Raw genomic sequence first — 14,896 nt, 5'->3', positions numbered from 1 at the left:
GTCGGCACACTTTGGAAGGGACGAAGATGACCATCTCCGAGTTCTCGATCGGCACAGAGGCATCCGACTCGGCCGGGAGCATCCGTCGCGGTACCACCGACGCAGCATTGCGCACGTGGGTCGACGAGATCGCCGGCCTCACCAAGCCCGATGAGATCGTCTGGTGCGACGGTTCGCAGCACGAGGCCGACCTGCTGACGAAGCAGCTCGTCGCCGAGGGCAAGCTCATCAAGCTGAACCCGGAGTGGCGCCCCAACAGCTTCCTCGCGCGCACCGACCCGAAGGACGTCGCCCGCGTCGAGGACCGCACCTTCATCTGCTCGACGTACGAAGAGGACGCCGGCCCCACGAACAACTGGCGCGACCCGCGCGAGATGCGCACGGAACTCACTGACGTCTTCGACGGCTCGATGAAGGGCCGCACGATGTACGTTGTGCCGTTCTCGATGGGTCCGCTCGGCGGCCCCATCTCGCAGCTCGGCGTCGAGATCACCGACTCGCCCTACGTCGTGCTCTCGATGGGCATCATGACCCGCATGGGCGATGCTGTCTACCGCCTCATCGAGGCCGGCGAGCCCTGGGTGCGCACCGTGCACTCGGTCGGCTACCCGCTCATCGACGGCGTCGGCCACCGCCGCGCCGAGGCCGACTGGCCCTGCAACGACACCAAGTACATCGTGCAGTTCCCCGACTCCCGCGAGATCTGGTCGTACGGCTCGGGCTACGGAGGCAACGCCCTGCTCGCGAAGAAGTGCTTCGCGCTGCGCATCGCGAGCGTCATGGCCCGCGACGAGGGCTGGCTCGCCGAGCACATGCTGCTCATCAAGATCACCTCGCCCGAGGGCAAGTCGTACCACGTCGCTGCGGCCTTCCCGTCGGCGTGCGGCAAGACCAACCTCGCGATGCTGCGCCCGACGATTCCCGGCTGGAAGGTCGAGACGATCGGCGACGACATCGCCTGGATGCGTCCCGGCGACGACGGCCGCCTCTACGCGATCAACCCCGAGGCCGGCTTCTTCGGCGTCGCGCCGGGCACCGGCGAGACCACGAACCCGACGGCCGTGCAGACGCTCTGGGGCAACACGATCTTCACGAACGTGGCGCTGCGCCCCGATGGCGACATCTGGTGGGAGGGCCTGACCGACGAGGCCCCCGACGAGCTCACCGACTGGCAGGGCAAGCCGTGGACGCCGGATTCGGGTCGCCCCGCGGCGCACCCGAACTCGCGCTTCACGGTGGCTGCGGCCCAGTGCCCGCAGATCGCCGACGACTGGGATGCGCACGACGGCGTGCCGATCGACGCGATCCTCTTCGGCGGACGCCGTGCGACGAACGTGCCGCTCGTGGCCGAGGCCCGCAGCTGGAAGCACGGCGTCTTCATGGGCGCGACGATCTCGTCCGAGAAGACGGCCGCCGCCGAGGGCACGGTCGGCGAGCTCCGCCGCGACCCGTTCGCGATGCTCCCGTTCTGCGGCTACAACATGGCCGACTACTGGGGTCACTGGGTCAAGATGGGCCGCGTGCTCGGCGAGAACGCGCCGAAGATCTTCCAGGTCAACTGGTTCCGCAAGGGCGCCGACGGCTCGTTCCTCTGGCCCGGGTTCGGCGAGAACTCGCGCGTGCTCGAGTGGATCGTCGGGCGCATCGAGGGCACGAGCGACGTCGTCGAGACGCCGATCGGGCTGATCCCGGCATCCGGATCGCTCGACCTCGACGGCCTCGAGATCGCGGATGCCGCGCTCGAGCAGCTCTTCGACGTCGACCGCGACTCGTGGCTCGCCGAGTGCGACCTGACCGAGGAGTACTTCGAGCAGTTCGGCGATCGCGTGCCCGCGGCGCTGCGTGCCGAGCTCGCGAGCCTGCGCTACCACCTGGCGCACCAGGAGGCGTAGCTCGCGGAGGCGTCGCACTCGCGTGATCGCGGGTGCGACGCTTCCGTGCCGCCTGCGGATGCCGCGGTCGTGCTCGTTCGGGAAGGCGCGCCGCCCGCGGCATCCGTCGACGGCACCACGGCACGTCGCATGCCGAGTCGCCCGCCGCCGCGCTAGCGTGTGCCGCAAGGAGGCGTCATGGAGTTCGGCACGGTCATCGAGACAGTCGGCGAGGTCATCGACTTCATCGGCGTACTGGCGATCGTGGTCGGCGTCGTGTACGCGAGCCTCGATGCCGGACTCAGGGGCATCCGGGGGAAGTCCCCGATCTACGATCGGTTCCGCCGTGTGCTCGGCCGCGCGATCCTGCTCGGCCTCGAGCTGCTCGTCGCCGCCGACATCATCAAGACGGTGGCCGTGACGCCCACGCTCGACTCGGTGCTCGTGCTCGCGATCATCGTGCTCATCCGAACGTTCCTCAGCTGGTCGCTCGAGCTCGAGGTCTCTGGACGTTGGCCGTGGCAGAAGCGCAGCGCGCCCGACAGCGAATCGTCGCTTGCGCAGACCGAGGCCGGCTGACGGTTCCAGGCGGGGCCGGCAGGGCCGGCAGGGCCGTCACCCTCGCGTCAGTTGGCCGCTGACGGTGGTGCCGGGCCGGTGACGGATGCCTCGCCGAGCGGCCACGCGCCGAGCACGCTGCGATGGTGGGCGCCCGACGACGGTCGCATGTCGACGAGTGCGAGCTGTCGCAGCGTCACCCGGTCGCCGGGCTCGACCCCGCCGCGGCGCTTCACCGTGACGTGCGGGCGGAATTCGGTGCGAAGGCGGCCTGCTGCGACACCGGCGCGGTCCAGGGCGGCGATCGTCGTGGCCCGGAGCGCGGAGAGCTCACCGCCGTCGCGGATGAGCGTGACCGGCACGTCGTGCCGTCGCCCGAACAGGGCGGGCTCGCCGGCGGCGCTGTGGATCGGCCGGGAGCCCCTCCCAACCTCGCGGAGCACAGCCGCCACGACCTCAGGGTGATCGGTGCTGAACGGCTCCAGGAGCGTGACGTGCAGCGGCCATTCGGCGACCGTGAACGAATCGCCGGCGGTGAGCGGCGAGAGCGGCAGCACGACGACGAGGTGCATCATCCGCCGATTCTCGTCCACCACGGGCCAGGCGTACAGCGCGGGCCGCGGGCCGATCGACTCAGACGACGTGCGGTTCGTCGAGGCGGCCGAGCAGTCGTAGCATCGCGGCCGGCGCGTAGCGGAACTCGATCGTGCCGCTCGCGCCGGGCTCGGTCGGGCCGATCCAGGTGCTGGATCCCTCGTGCATCCGGACCCATCCGTTCTCGAAGAGCAGGTCGGTGCCGATGACGAAGGCCATGGCCGGGGTCTCGCCCTGGCGTACGGCGATCGAACCCTCGAAGACCTGCGACGCCGAGGCGTCCTGATCAGGGCGGCACTGCACCCCCATGAGCGGGCGCGCGATCGGCGTGGCGAACCCGGTGACGTGGAACGGGCTCGCCTTCGCCGCGTCGGCGACGACGCCGAAGTTCACGCTCGTCGAGACGAGGCTGAGCGCGGCTTGGCCGTCGAGCACGAGTCGGCTCGAGACGCGGAAGCGGTAGTACAGGCGACCGGCCTCACGGGCCGGAGGGAGCACCGCCGTGCTCGCCCAGTTGCGCGACCACGCGAGCGGGTCGCCGTCGCGACCCGGCGGGTCGTAGAGGCTCGCGGTGAGGCGAACCGCACCGTCGGGCTGCGTCGGTGCGGCCCGCAGCGACGAGCGGCCGCGGTCGCCATCGGGCATGACGTCGCGCACGGCGGTGAAGGCCGGCAGCCGCAACGGCTCCCAGTGCCTGAGCCAGCCCTGGATGCCGGCCTGGACGCGGTCGAACGAGTTGCCGAGTCCGCTCCGGGTGGTGGCCGTGTCGGCGTCGTCGGTTCCGACGGGCAGCTCGTCGATGAGGTCGACGGGGAGTTCGTCGAGGTGTGCGAGATCGCGCTCGTTCGAGACGGTTGCGATGGTCATGGGGGTCCTCCGTGGGGCGTGGGCTCTGGGCATCCGGTCGGGGATGCGGGAGTCACGCTACGAAGGTCGCGCCGGGGCGCCATCCGAGCAAGCACTGAGTTTCGCTCGGGTTCGCACTGAGGTGGCGGCCCGCTGGGCGCAGCGCGGTTCACTCGGCGACGCGCCAACGCACCACCGACCTCATACGAGCAGCTGGTGCGCCGCCAGATCGCGGTAGAGCGGCACGGCCGCCACGAGCTCGGCGTGCGTGCCCTCGCCGATCACGCGGCCCTCGTCGAGCACGATGATGCGGTCGGAGTCGATGACCGTCGAGAGCCGGTGCGCGATCACGATGAGCGTGCGCCCCGCTGAGACCGCGTCGACCGCGTCGCGCATCATGCGCTCGTTGACGCCGTCGAGCGATGAGGTCGACTCGTCGAGCAGCAGGATCGGGGGAGCCGCGAGCAGAGCGCGGGCGATCGCGAGCCGCTGGCGCTCCCCGCCCGAGAGCATGATGCCGTCGTCGCCCACCGCGGCGTCGAGGCCTGCGGGGTCGCGATCGAGCACGCCGCCGAGGTTCACGGCGCGCAGCACCTGCTCGCACGCCGCATCGCTCGCGTCGGGGCTGCCGAGCTTCAGGTTGTCGCGGAGGCTGCCGGCCAGCACCGGGGCATCCTGTTCGACGTAGCCGATCTGGGCGCGGAGCTCCGCCCGGTCGATCGATCGCAGGTCGAGGCCGCCCATGCGCACCGTGCCGACCGAGGGGTCGTAGAAGCGCTCGACGAGCGCGAGGATCGTCGACTTGCCTGCGCCCGACGGGCCGACGAGCGCGATGCGCTGGCCGCGGGGGACCTGGAAGGAGACGCCGCGCAGCACGGGCTGACGATCCGTGACGTCGGGCTCCGGCAGGTGCTCGTCGGCAGTCTCGTTCGCGGGATCGGCCGGGTCCTGGCGCGTCACCGCATACGCGAAGGAGACGTCGTCGAAGGCGATCGCCGGGGCGTCGGGCAGGACGCCCGCGTTCGCCTCGCCGACCATGAGCGCGAGCGGTGCGAGTTCGCGGTCGTGCGCGTCTTCGTCGGGCAGGTCGAGGATCTCCTGGATACGGCCGAGGGCGCCGAGTGCCTGGTTCACCGAGGTGATCGCGCCGAAGAACAGGCCGAGCGGCATGATCATCATGAACAGGAAGAGGATGAAGGCGACGAGGTCGGCGACCTCGAGAGCGCCGGATGCCACGCGGAAGCCGCCGACGCCGAGCACCACGAGGAACGAGACCTGCATCGCGATGCCCGCGACCGGCACGATGAGGGCGGAGATCTTCGCGACCTTCACGCCCATCTGCCAGGCGCCCTCGGCGTGCGCCTCGACGTCGAGGATCTCGCGCTCGGTCGCGCCGGCCGCGCGGATCGTGCGCACGGCGCCGATGGCGCGTTCGACGGATGCCGCGACGTCGCCGACCTTCGCCTGCGCCTGGTGCGACGCCTCGCGCACATGACGCGACAACAGCGTGACGGTCGTGATGGCGACGGCGATGACGAGCACGGTGAGGCCGAGCAGCACGGGGTCGATGACGAGCATCGCGATGAGGGCGCCGATGAAGGTGACGGTGCCGCCGATCGCCTCGACGAGGCCCTGCGTGAGCACGGCGCGCAGCATCGTCGTGTCGCTGCCGACGCGCGAGACGAGGTCGCCGGTGCGGCGGGTGTCGAACTCGGCGATCGGCAGCCGCAGCAGCTTGCCGATGAGGCGCTTGCGGCTCGAGAGCACGACGCCTTCGCCGGTGCGCTGCAGCAGGTAGTGCTGGTAGCCCGTGATCACGCCGCTGACGATGACGAGGGCGACGAGGGCCCAGACGATGCCGCCGAGCGCCTCGCCGGCCTCGACGACCTGGATCACCTGGGCGACGAGCAACGGCTGGGCGAGGCTCGCGAGCGCGCCGACGACCGAGAGGATCGCGACCCAGATGAGCACGGGACGGTGCTCGAAGATGAAGGGCAGCAACTGTCGGAAGGTGGCACGCGGGCCGGTGGTCTCCGTGCGCCGCGAGAAGGGGGATCGTCTGGTGCGGGTGTCGCTCATTTCCTCTTCCTGACGTACGCGACGAGCGGATGCCGCATCCGCTCGGTGTCGCGAAACGCCGTCTTGAAGCTTACGTGGCCTAACTGCGTCCGTACTTCTTGTGCACCGCCTGCTTGGAGACCTCGAGGGCGAGGGCGATGAGCTGCCAGCTCGATCCGGCGGCACGCGCTCGCCGCACGGCGGTCGCCTCGGCGCGGTCGAGTTCGCGGGTGAGTGCGACCCGAGCATGGTGGAGGTCGCGGAGCGCGCGATACGGGTCGTCGCCGTCGGCGGCGGCGATCGCGGTCCTGAGGGTGTGGTCGTCCATGGCGTCAACCGTAGTTGACTCCGGATGCATCGTCAACGCCGGTTGACCTCGAGGTGGCGAGCCCCGGGGCGACGCGCCGCAGACGCGGACGGCGGGGCGGCTGATCCAGCCGCCCCGCCTCCTCGCCGATTCCCTTGGCGGCTAGCCGAGCTCGTTCCAGAAGCCGCAATTGTGCGCGGCCTCGAAGGAGTCGATCATCTCGAGTCCGCCCGCCTCCTCGGTCTTCAGCTCGAGCACTTCGCGTCCGTCGGCGAACTCGCCCCACTCCGGCCCGCCGTCGAGGCTCGGGACTCCGCTCTCGAAGAACGACGTCCACAGTGCGACCATCTGGTCGGCGAGGGCGTCCTGCTCCTCGTTCAGCGAACGCTGCGCCGCCGCGTAGTTGAACAGGTACTGGAGCTCGGTGGTGTGCGTCGCGCCGAGCTCGAGCGTCGAGGGCGGGAACGGGTCGCCCAGCGAGCGCCATCCGGGCGTCGTCTCGTCGGCGAACTCGTAGAAGTACACCGAGCGGCCGGCATCTGCGAAGGCGTCGGACGCGACGATCGAGGGGCAGGCGAACATCGAGTCGCCGCTGAGCCAGCCCGAGGCGAAGGTCGGGTCCTCGCCGGCATCGGCGGGGTAGAGCTCGAGCACGTCGGGGGCCAGCGCGCCGAACTGCGCGGTGACGCCGGCTTCGTACTCTGCGGGGTCGAGGGGGTACTGCGCCGAGGCGAATCCGAGCCACTCGTCGCGCGTGACGCCCATCAGGATCGGCACGTCGGCGAGGGTTCCATCGGCTGCCGCCTCGAGGGGCCCGACGGGCTGATCCGGTCCGCCGCTCGCCGGTGCCGCGAAGCCGAAGCCGGTCGCCGATCCCACGATCGTCGAGGTCGGCACCGCGCGGAGGCACTCGGCATCGTCGGCCGCGCATCCCCACTGCGTCGTGAACTCGGCCGGGTCGGATGCCGGTGCGCCGGCGCCGCACGCCATGGACTGCACCACGGCCTTGTCGAAGAGCCCCTCGGCGGTCGGCGACGCGAGCTGGAAGCAGACCGAGCCGCCGCCGGCGGACTCGCCGACGATCGTGACGTTGTCGGGGTCGCCGCCGAACGACTCGATGTTCTCCTGCACCCAGCGCAGCGCCTGCTGCTGGTCGAGCATGCCCCAGTTGCCCTGGGCGCCGTACTCGCCCTCCTCGGCCGTCGCCGACGTGGCGAAGAAGCCGAACAGGCCGAGGCGGTAGGCGGGGATCACCGTGACGGCATCGCCGGCAGCGGCGAAGTTGCGACCGTCGTAGATGTTCGGCGTACCGGCGGTGTACCCGCCGCCGTGCAGGAAGACGACGACCGGCAGCTTCTCCGCCCCTGGTTCGCCGGACGCGTAGACGTTCAGGTAGAGGCAGTTCTCGCTCAGCGAGCCGTCGGAGTCGCCGTTCACCCCTTGCGCGCAGTCGGGTCCGGGCTTCGACGCGTCGAGCACGCCCGCCCAGGGCTCGGGTGCCTCGGGCTCGCGCCAGCGGAGGTCTCCGACCGGGGGCTCGGCGAACGGGATGCCGAGGTATTCGACGCCGTCAGCCGTCGCGACGCCCGTCAGCGCACCCTGTGCGATCTCGAGTTGCGGGGCGGCGGCCGGCGTGGCCCCGTCGGCCGTGACGCCGGCGATGCATCCGCTCAGCAGCAGTGCCGTCGCCGTTGCCGCGACCGCGATCGACGCGGCCTTCGCGGGTCTCCAAGACGTCATGTGTCCTCCTCGTGTCCACCCGGAATCTACGAGGTGTCAACACCGTTGTCAATGTCGTGGATTTCTCTCGCTCGCTCGGAGTCCCGCGAGCAGTGCACGATGGAGGGATGGACCACACGACCGCCGCGCTCGTCGGCATCTCGCATGGCACGGCATCGGCAGATGGACAGGCCGCGGTGCAGCGACTCATCGACGCCGTCGGCGATGCTGCAGCAGGGCGCTCAGCGTCGGTAGCAGCGGACGTCCCAGTGCCATCGCCGGCGATCGTGCGTCTCGGGCACGTCGACGTGCAACAGCCGGATGTCGCGGCCACTCTCGATGCGCTGCCGCGCTCGGCGCCGGCCGTCGTCGTGCCGCTCCTGCTCTCGGCTGGGTATCACGTGCACGTCGACCTCCGGCGCGAGATCGACGGTGTCGTGGATCGACCGGTGCGCCTCGCCGGCGCCCTTGGGCCCGACGACCGGCTCGTCGAGGTGCTGCGGCGTCGTCTCGACGAGGCCGGCGCGACGCACGACGACCTCGTGGTGCTCGCGGTGGCGGGCTCGAGCGACGCGCGAGCGGTGGACGACTGCCGCGACATGGGCGAGCGGCTCGCGGTGGCGCTCGGCGCACCGGTGACCGTCGGATTCCTCTCGGCGGCCGAACCCAGGCTCGCGGACGCGATCGCAACGGTCCGAGATGGGGGAGGGGATCATCGCGTCGTCGTGGCGAGCTACCTGCTGGCGCCGGGGTACTTCCAGGACCTCGCGGCGGCTGCGGGTGCCGATCTCGTCACCGAGCCGCTGCTGACCCCCGATGATGCCCCGGTCGAGCTCGTCGACGTCGTGCTCGACCGGTTCGCGGCGTCCGTCTCCGAGGCTGTCGCCGAGGCATCCGATGCCGCGCCGGAAGCATAGCGCTGGGCGCCTCGCCTCACCGATTGTGACGCCGCATTGCCGTGATTGACGCCGTGTTTCCTTCCTTGCCGTGATGTGACGGCTCGCGGCCCGGCTCGCCGCCGATCCGCCTAGCCTCGGTCGAAACCCGCATTCAGCGGTGACCGAGGAGAGACATGACGCAGGAGACGATCGAGGCGCCGAACCGCCCCGCGGCCCGCTCCGGCGAGCGTCCGCCCCGACCGGCGAGTCGCCCGCACGGGCAGTGGAAGGTCGACGGCACGGCACCGCTCAACGGCAACGAGGAGTGGAAGCAGGTCGACAACGGCCTGAGCGTGCGCGACCGCATCGAGAAGATCTACTCGAAGGGCGGGTTCGCGTCGATCGACCCGACCGACCTGCACGGCCGCTTCCGGGTCTGGGGGCTGTACACCCAGCGCAAGCCCGGCATCGACGGAGGCCGCACCGCGACCCTCGAGCCGCACGAGCTCGAAGACGAGTTCTTCATGCTGCGCGTGCGCATCGACGGCGGGCAGCTCACGACCGAACAGCTTCGCGTGATCGCCGACATCTCGATCGACTTCGGCCGGGGCACCGCCGACCTCACCGACCGGCAGAACATCCAGCTGCACTGGATCCGCGTCGAGGACGTCCCTGAGATCTGGCGCCGTCTCGAGGCCGTCGGCCTCGGCACGACCGAGGCGTGCGGCGACGTGCCGCGCGTCGTGCTCGGCTCTCCCGTCGCCGGCATCGCCGCCGACGAGCTCATCGACCCGACCGCGCAGATCGAGGAGATCACGAGCCGCTTCATCGGCGATGAGACGCTCGCGAACCTGCCCCGCAAGTTCAAGACCGCGATCACCGGGCACCCGAGCCAGGACGTCGTGCACGAGATCAACGACGTCGCGTTCGTCGCGGTGGAGCACCCCGAGCTCGGCATCGGATACGACCTCTGGGTCGGCGGCGGGCTCTCGACGTCGCCGCGCCTCGCAGAGCGCCTCGGCGTCTTCGTCGCGCCGGAGCTCGTGGCCGACGCCTGGCACGGCGTCGCCCAGATCTTCCGCGACTACGGCTACCGGCGGCTGCGCAACAAGGCACGCCTCAAGTTCCTGCTCGCCGACTGGGGCACCGAGAAGTTCCGCCAGGTGCTCGAGACCGAGTACCTCGAGGCGCCGCTGCCCGACGGGCCGGCGGCCCCCAAGCCGCTCGCGCACGGCGACCACGTCGGCGTCCACCGTCAGAAGGACGGCCGGGTCTACATCGGCGCGACGCCGATCGTCGGCCGCGTCTCGGGACCGACCCTCGCGAAGCTCGCCGAGCTCATCGAGGCGCACGGCTCCTCGCGCCTGCGCACGACGCCGCACCAGAAGCTCGTGATCCTCGACATCCCCGAGGATCGCGTCGAGTCGCTCATCACGGGCCTCGACGAGCTCGGCCTGTCGGCACGCCCGAGCCTCATCCGCCGCGGCACGATCGCGTGCACCGGCATCGAGTTCTGCAAGCTCGCGATCGTCGAGACGAAGGCGTTCGCCACGGCCGCCGTGCTCGACCTCGAGCGCACGCTCGACGGGTTCGACCTGCCGCACCCCATCAGCCTGCACGTCAACGGCTGCCCGAACTCGTGCGCGCGCATCCAGACGGCCGACATCGGGCTCAAGGGCCAGCTCATCATGAACGACGCCGGCGAGCAGGTGCCCGGCTACCAGGTGCACCTCGGCGGCGGGCTCGCGACGGCCGACCGCGAGGACGCCGGCCTCGGCCGCACCGTGCGCGGCCTCAAGGTCGAAGCCGACGGCATCGCCGTCTACGTCGAGCGGGTCGTGAAGCGCTTCCTCGACGAGCGCGACGCCGCGGCCGACGAGACGTTCGCCGAATGGGCGCACCGCGCCGACGAGGAGGTGCTCCGATGAGCGTCTCCCTCGCCCCCCGCGCCACCGCGCTGCGCACGCACGACGAATTGCGCGCGCTCGCCGAGGCGGGCAACGCCGAACTCCGCAGCCTCGCGGCCGACGAGGCATCCGCCTACGAGGTCATCGCCTGGGTCGCGCGCAATTTCGACGCGGATGCCGCGGCCGTCGCCTGCTCGATGGCCGACGCCGTGCTCCCTCACGTGGTGGCGCAGTCGCTGCCGGGCGTCGACGTGCTGTTCCTCGACACGGGCTACCACTTCGCGAAGACGTACGAGACGCGCGACCGGGTCGCAGCCGCACTGGACGTGCGCGTGGTCGACGTGCTGCCCGAACTCACGGTGGTCGAGCAGAACGCGAAGTACGGCCTCGACCTCTTCGCCCGCGACGCAGCGGAGTGCTGCGCCATGCGCAAGGTCGCACCGTTGCACGACGCGCTCACGGGGTACGAGCTGTGGTTCACGGGCGTCCGTCGCGACGAGGCGCCCACGCGCACGAACACCCCGCTCGTGACGTTCGACGAGCGCAACGGGCTGGTCAAGGTCAATCCGCTCGCGGCGTGGAGCTTCGACGAGCTGATCGACTACTCGAACGCCTTCGGCGTGCCCGTGAACGACCTCCTGACCCAGGGCTACCCGTCGATCGGCTGCGAGCCGTGCACACGCAAGGTCGCCGAGGGCGAAGACCCCAGGGCCGGCCGCTGGGCGGGCCTCGACAAGACGGAATGCGGGCTGCACGTATGAGCGCCATCGACACGATCCCCGTCGAGACCGGCATCGACGCGCTCGACGCCCTCGAGTCCGAGGCGATCCACATCATCCGCGAGGTCGTCGCCGAGTTCGAGCGGCCCGTGCTGCTCTTCTCGGGCGGCAAGGACTCCGTGCTCGTGCTGCACCTCGCGGCCAAGGCCTTCTGGCCCGGCCGAGTGCCGTTCCCGGTGCTGCACGTCGACACCGGCCACAACTTCCCCGAGGTCATCGACTTCCGCGACCGCACGGTCGAGCGGCTCGGCCTCCGGCTCGAGGTGGCGTCCGTGCAGGACTACCTCGACGACGGCCGGTTGCAGGAGCGCGCCGACGGCACGCGCAACCCGCTGCAGACGCAGCCGCTGCTCGACGCGATCGCGGCGGGCAGGCACGATGCCGTCTTCGGCGGCGCCCGCCGCGACGAGGACAAGGCCCGAGCCAAGGAGCGCATCCTCAGTCTTCGCGACGAGTTCGGCCAGTGGGACCCGCGCAACCAGCGCCCCGAGCTCTGGGACCTGTACAACGGCCGCCACACCGTCGGCCAGCACGTGCGGGCGTTCCCGATCTCGAACTGGACCGAACTCGACGTGTGGCGCTACATCGAACGCGAGGGGATCGAGCTGCCGCCGCTGTACTACGCGCACGAACGCGAGGTCTACCGCCGCGACGGCATGTGGCGTGCGATCTCCGACGTCTCGCCCGCGCGCCCCGACGAGGTCGTCGAGCGTCGCACGGTTCGCTACCGCACCGTGGGCGACATGAGCTGCACCGGGGCCGTCGAGTCCCACGCGGCATCCGTCGCCGATGTCGTGGCCGAGGTCGCGACCTCCACGCTCACCGAGCGCGGGGCGACCCGGGCCGACGACCGCATCTCGGAGGCCGCCATGGAGGATCGCAAGAAGGACGGGTACTTCTGATGAGCGACGCACTGTTCCGCTTCGCGACCGCCGGCTCCGTCGATGACGGCAAGTCGACCCTGGTCGGCCGCCTGCTGCACGACTCGAAGGCGATCCTCGCCGACCAGCTCGAGTCGGTCGCCCGCACGTCCGCCGAGCGCGGCTTCGGCGGCGAGCCCGGCGCGATCGACTTCGCGCTGCTCACCGACGGACTCCGCGCCGAGCGCGAGCAGGGCATCACGATCGACGTGGCCTACCGCTACTTCTCGACCGGCCGCCGCTCGTTCATCCTCGCCGACTGCCCCGGGCACGTGCAGTACACGCGCAACATGGTGACCGGCGCCACGACCGCCGATGCCGTCGTCGTGCTCGTCGACGCCCGCAACGGCGTGCTCGAGCAGACGCGGCGACACCTCGCCGTCGTCGCGCTGCTGCGCGTGCCGCACGTGATCATCGCGGTCAACAAGATCGACCTGCTCGGCTACTCGCAGCAGGCCTACGACACGGTCGCATCGGATGTCGCCGCGCTCGCGCGCGAACTCGGCCTCGCCGACACGCATGTGATCCCGGTGTCGGCGCTCGAGGGCGACAACATCGTCGACCGATCGGCGAACACCCCGTGGTACGAGGGCCCGAGCCTGCTCGAACTGCTCGAGACGCTGCCGTCGCTCGACGAGCTCGAGACCGAGTTCGAGGCGCTTCGCTTCCCCGTGCAGCTCGTGATCCGCCCGCAGGGCGCGCTCGCGCACGACGTCGACGACACCGAGTCCTTCCGCGACTACCGTGCCTTCGCGGGACGCATCTCCTCCGGCACGGTGCGGGTCGGCGACCGCGTGCAGGTCTTCCCGGGCGGCGCGACCACGACCGTGACGGGCATCGACGCCGGGTCGGCCTCCGTCGACGAGGCATCCGCCCCACGCTCGGTGTCGCTGCGACTGGCCGACCAGCTCGACGCCGCACGCGGTGCGGTCATCGTGGCCGCGGGCGCGCTGCCCGAGCCGCGACGCGAGCTCGACGCATCCGTGTTCTGGCTCGGCGCGGCAGCGCTCCGCCCCGGCGCGCGCGTGCTCGTGAAGTCGGGCACGACGACCGTGCAGGCGCTCGTGCCCGAGATCGTCGGACGCCGCGACCTCGACTCCCTCGAGCTCGAGCCGGCCGACCTGCTCGAGATCAATGACATCGGCCAGGTGCGCGTGCGCCTCTCGGCCGACCTGCCCGTCGAGGAGTACGCCGCGCACCGTCGCGCCGGCGCGTTCCTCGTCATCGACCCGCAGTCGGGCGCCACGCTCGCCGCCGGGATCGTCACCGCACCGGTGACCCCAGACACCGGCGTAGCCGGGAGCACCACCCGCACGACCACCGACACCGAAGGAGTAGCAGCATGACCGCAACATCACGCGCCCGTTCCCGCCTCGGCCTGGTCGCGGGCATGATGCTCGCGGCGGCGATCGTCACGGCAGCGGTGCTCTCCCTCAGCGGTTGCGCTCCGCAGTCGGCCGCGGGAGAGGCAGCGGATGCCTCGGCGACGACCACGCCCGCCGCCGAGCTGCGCCTCGGCTACTTCGCGAACGTCACCCACGCGCCCGCGCTCGTGGGGCTCGAGGAGGGCCTCTTCGCCGACGCCCTCGGCGACACGAAGCTCACGACGCAGGTCTTCAACGCCGGCCCCGCCGCGATCGAGGCACTCTCGGCCGGCGCGATCGACGCGACCTACATCGGGCCGAACCCGTCGATCAACACGTTCATCCAGTCGGGCGGGCAGTCGGCGCACATCGTCGCCGGCGCCGCCACCGGTGGTGCTGCACTCGTCGTCCGCGACGGCATCGACTCGCCGGCCGACCTCGAGGGCGCGACCCTCGCGACGCCGCAGCTCGGCAACACGCAGGACGTGGCGCTGCGCTCGTGGCTCGCGAGCGAGGGATACGAGACCGACACCACGGGCGGCGGCGACGTGCACATCACGCCGACCGAGAACGCGCAGACCCTCACGCTCTTCCAGCAGGGCGCGATCGACGGCGCCTGGCTGCCCGAGCCGTGGGTCTCGCGGCTGATCGTCGACGCCGGTGCGCACGTGCTCGTCGACGAGGCCGACCTCTGGGAGGACGGCGCGTTCCCGACGACCGTGCTGCTCGTCCGCGCCGACTTCCTCGAGGAGCACCCCGAGACGGTGGAGGCGCTGCTCGAGGGCCACGTGGCCTCCGTCGCATGGCTCGAGGACCATGCCGACGAGGCGCCGACCGTCATCAACGCCGCCCTCGAGGCCGAGACGGGCAAGCCGCTGGCCGACGAGGTGCTCACCCGGGCGCTCGAGTACGTCACCTTCTCGGTCGATCCGCACGCAGAGACCTTCGAGACGCTGGTCGCGAACGGCCTCGAAGCCGGCACGCAGAAGGACGGCTCGATCGACGGGCTGTTCGACCTGCGTCTCCTGAACGGGCTCCTCGAGTCCGACGGCGGCGAGCCGGTCTCGGCCGGCGGCCTCGGCGAGGAGTAGGAGC

General features: G+C 71.0%; 13 protein-coding genes. 8 read left to right on the top strand and 5 right to left on the bottom strand.

Annotated elements, in window-relative coordinates:
• The first annotated feature begins 26 nt into the window (after nucleotides 1–26).
• Together ASD23_RS10560 and ASD23_RS10555 are read left to right on the top strand one after the other, a co-directional pair.
• Complete coding sequence (locus ASD23_RS10560; protein ID WP_056010118.1) at nucleotides 27–1,892, top strand: phosphoenolpyruvate carboxykinase (GTP); 1,866 nt, start codon at nucleotides 27–29, stop codon at nucleotides 1,890–1,892.
• A gap of 177 nt (nucleotides 1,893–2,069) precedes the next feature.
• Nucleotides 2,070–2,450 (top strand): DUF1622 domain-containing protein, encoded by a 381-nt coding sequence (locus ASD23_RS10555; protein WP_056010115.1) that lies wholly within the window; start codon nucleotides 2,070–2,072, stop codon nucleotides 2,448–2,450.
• A gap of 47 nt (nucleotides 2,451–2,497) precedes the next feature.
• Here the strand turns inward: ASD23_RS10555 and ASD23_RS10550 are convergent, their stop codons facing one another.
• From ASD23_RS10550 to ASD23_RS10530, 5 genes are all read right to left on the bottom strand, one after another.
• The gene (locus ASD23_RS10550) at nucleotides 2,498–3,004 is read right to left on the bottom strand and encodes a 2'-5' RNA ligase family protein (RefSeq protein WP_056010111.1); all 507 of its coding nucleotides are present in this window, start codon (nucleotides 3,002–3,004) and stop codon (nucleotides 2,498–2,500) included.
• 58 nt (nucleotides 3,005–3,062) lie between these two features.
• Nucleotides 3,063–3,890: a hypothetical protein gene (locus ASD23_RS10545; RefSeq protein WP_056010108.1), complete on the bottom strand. Its 828-nt coding sequence runs from the start codon at nucleotides 3,888–3,890 to the stop codon at nucleotides 3,063–3,065.
• Nucleotides 3,891–4,070: 180 nt separating this feature from the next.
• Nucleotides 4,071–5,948, bottom strand: a complete 1,878-nt coding sequence (locus tag ASD23_RS10540; RefSeq protein WP_056010103.1) for an ABC transporter ATP-binding protein — start codon at nucleotides 5,946–5,948, stop codon at nucleotides 4,071–4,073.
• Between the two features lie 79 nt (nucleotides 5,949–6,027).
• The gene (locus ASD23_RS10535; protein WP_056010100.1) at nucleotides 6,028–6,255 is read right to left on the bottom strand and encodes a hypothetical protein; all 228 of its coding nucleotides are present in this window, start codon (nucleotides 6,253–6,255) and stop codon (nucleotides 6,028–6,030) included.
• 141 nt (nucleotides 6,256–6,396) lie between these two features.
• Nucleotides 6,397–7,974 carry a carboxylesterase/lipase family protein gene (locus tag ASD23_RS10530; RefSeq protein WP_056010097.1) on the bottom strand — a complete coding sequence of 526 codons (1,578 nt, stop codon included), beginning with the start codon at nucleotides 7,972–7,974 and terminating at the stop codon, nucleotides 6,397–6,399.
• Between the two features lie 107 nt (nucleotides 7,975–8,081).
• On the opposite strand from ASD23_RS10530, the gene ASD23_RS10525 reads away from it, so the two are divergent.
• From ASD23_RS10525 to ASD23_RS10500, 6 genes are all read left to right on the top strand, one after another.
• Entirely contained in the window at nucleotides 8,082–8,870 is a 789-nt protein-coding gene (locus ASD23_RS10525; protein ID WP_056010095.1) for a sirohydrochlorin chelatase, read from the top strand.
• A 155-nt stretch (nucleotides 8,871–9,025) separates the two neighbouring features.
• Entirely contained in the window at nucleotides 9,026–10,759 is a 1,734-nt protein-coding gene (locus tag ASD23_RS10520; protein WP_082571361.1) for a nitrite/sulfite reductase, read from the top strand.
• The gene (locus ASD23_RS10515; protein ID WP_056010093.1) at nucleotides 10,756–11,499 is read left to right on the top strand and encodes a phosphoadenylyl-sulfate reductase; all 744 of its coding nucleotides are present in this window, start codon (nucleotides 10,756–10,758) and stop codon (nucleotides 11,497–11,499) included. The genes ASD23_RS10520 and ASD23_RS10515 overlap by 4 nt, the downstream gene beginning before the upstream one ends.
• Nucleotides 11,496–12,419: a sulfate adenylyltransferase subunit CysD gene (gene cysD / locus ASD23_RS10510; protein ID WP_235507709.1), complete on the top strand. Its 924-nt coding sequence runs from the start codon at nucleotides 11,496–11,498 to the stop codon at nucleotides 12,417–12,419. The genes ASD23_RS10515 and cysD overlap by 4 nt, the downstream gene beginning before the upstream one ends.
• A complete protein-coding gene (locus ASD23_RS10505) occupies nucleotides 12,419–13,783 on the top strand; it encodes a sulfate adenylyltransferase subunit 1 (RefSeq protein WP_082571360.1) in 1,365 nt (454 codons plus the stop codon). The genes cysD and ASD23_RS10505 overlap by 1 nt, the downstream gene beginning before the upstream one ends.
• The gene (locus ASD23_RS10500; RefSeq protein ID WP_082571359.1) at nucleotides 13,780–14,892 is read left to right on the top strand and encodes an ABC transporter substrate-binding protein; all 1,113 of its coding nucleotides are present in this window, start codon (nucleotides 13,780–13,782) and stop codon (nucleotides 14,890–14,892) included. The genes ASD23_RS10505 and ASD23_RS10500 overlap by 4 nt, the downstream gene beginning before the upstream one ends.
• The last annotated feature ends 4 nt before the right edge of the window (nucleotides 14,893–14,896 follow it).

It is taken from the genome of Agromyces sp. Root1464 (assembly GCF_001427265.1).
Lineage (GTDB): Bacteria > Actinomycetota > Actinomycetes > Actinomycetales > Microbacteriaceae > Agromyces > Agromyces fucosus.
The sequence above is the reverse complement of the archived record's forward strand: the minus strand, read 5'-3'. Positions and strand labels throughout refer to the sequence as shown.

What these genes read in the sequence shown, in the direction of transcription:
- ASD23_RS10560 (WP_056010118.1), top strand. Translation starts at nt 27, where the DNA reads ATGACCATCTCCGAGTTCTCGATCGGCACAGAGGCATCCGACTCGGCC.
- ASD23_RS10555 (WP_056010115.1), top strand. Translation starts at nt 2,070, where the DNA reads ATGGAGTTCGGCACGGTCATCGAGACAGTCGGCGAGGTCATCGACTTC.
- ASD23_RS10550 (WP_056010111.1), bottom strand. Translation starts at nt 3,004, where the DNA reads ATGATGCACCTCGTCGTCGTGCTGCCGCTCTCGCCGCTCACCGCCGGC.
- ASD23_RS10545 (WP_056010108.1), bottom strand. Translation starts at nt 3,890, where the DNA reads ATGACCATCGCAACCGTCTCGAACGAGCGCGATCTCGCACACCTCGAC.
- ASD23_RS10540 (WP_056010103.1), bottom strand. Translation starts at nt 5,948, where the DNA reads ATGAGCGACACCCGCACCAGACGATCCCCCTTCTCGCGGCGCACGGAG.
- ASD23_RS10535 (WP_056010100.1), bottom strand. Translation starts at nt 6,255, where the DNA reads ATGGACGACCACACCCTCAGGACCGCGATCGCCGCCGCCGACGGCGAC.
- ASD23_RS10530 (WP_056010097.1), bottom strand. Translation starts at nt 7,974, where the DNA reads ATGACGTCTTGGAGACCCGCGAAGGCCGCGTCGATCGCGGTCGCGGCA.
- ASD23_RS10525 (WP_056010095.1), top strand. Translation starts at nt 8,082, where the DNA reads ATGGACCACACGACCGCCGCGCTCGTCGGCATCTCGCATGGCACGGCA.
- ASD23_RS10520 (WP_082571361.1), top strand. Translation starts at nt 9,026, where the DNA reads ATGACGCAGGAGACGATCGAGGCGCCGAACCGCCCCGCGGCCCGCTCC.
- ASD23_RS10515 (WP_056010093.1), top strand. Translation starts at nt 10,756, where the DNA reads ATGAGCGTCTCCCTCGCCCCCCGCGCCACCGCGCTGCGCACGCACGAC.
- cysD (WP_235507709.1), top strand. Translation starts at nt 11,496, where the DNA reads ATGAGCGCCATCGACACGATCCCCGTCGAGACCGGCATCGACGCGCTC.
- ASD23_RS10505 (WP_082571360.1), top strand. Translation starts at nt 12,419, where the DNA reads ATGAGCGACGCACTGTTCCGCTTCGCGACCGCCGGCTCCGTCGATGAC.
- ASD23_RS10500 (WP_082571359.1), top strand. Translation starts at nt 13,780, where the DNA reads ATGACCGCAACATCACGCGCCCGTTCCCGCCTCGGCCTGGTCGCGGGC.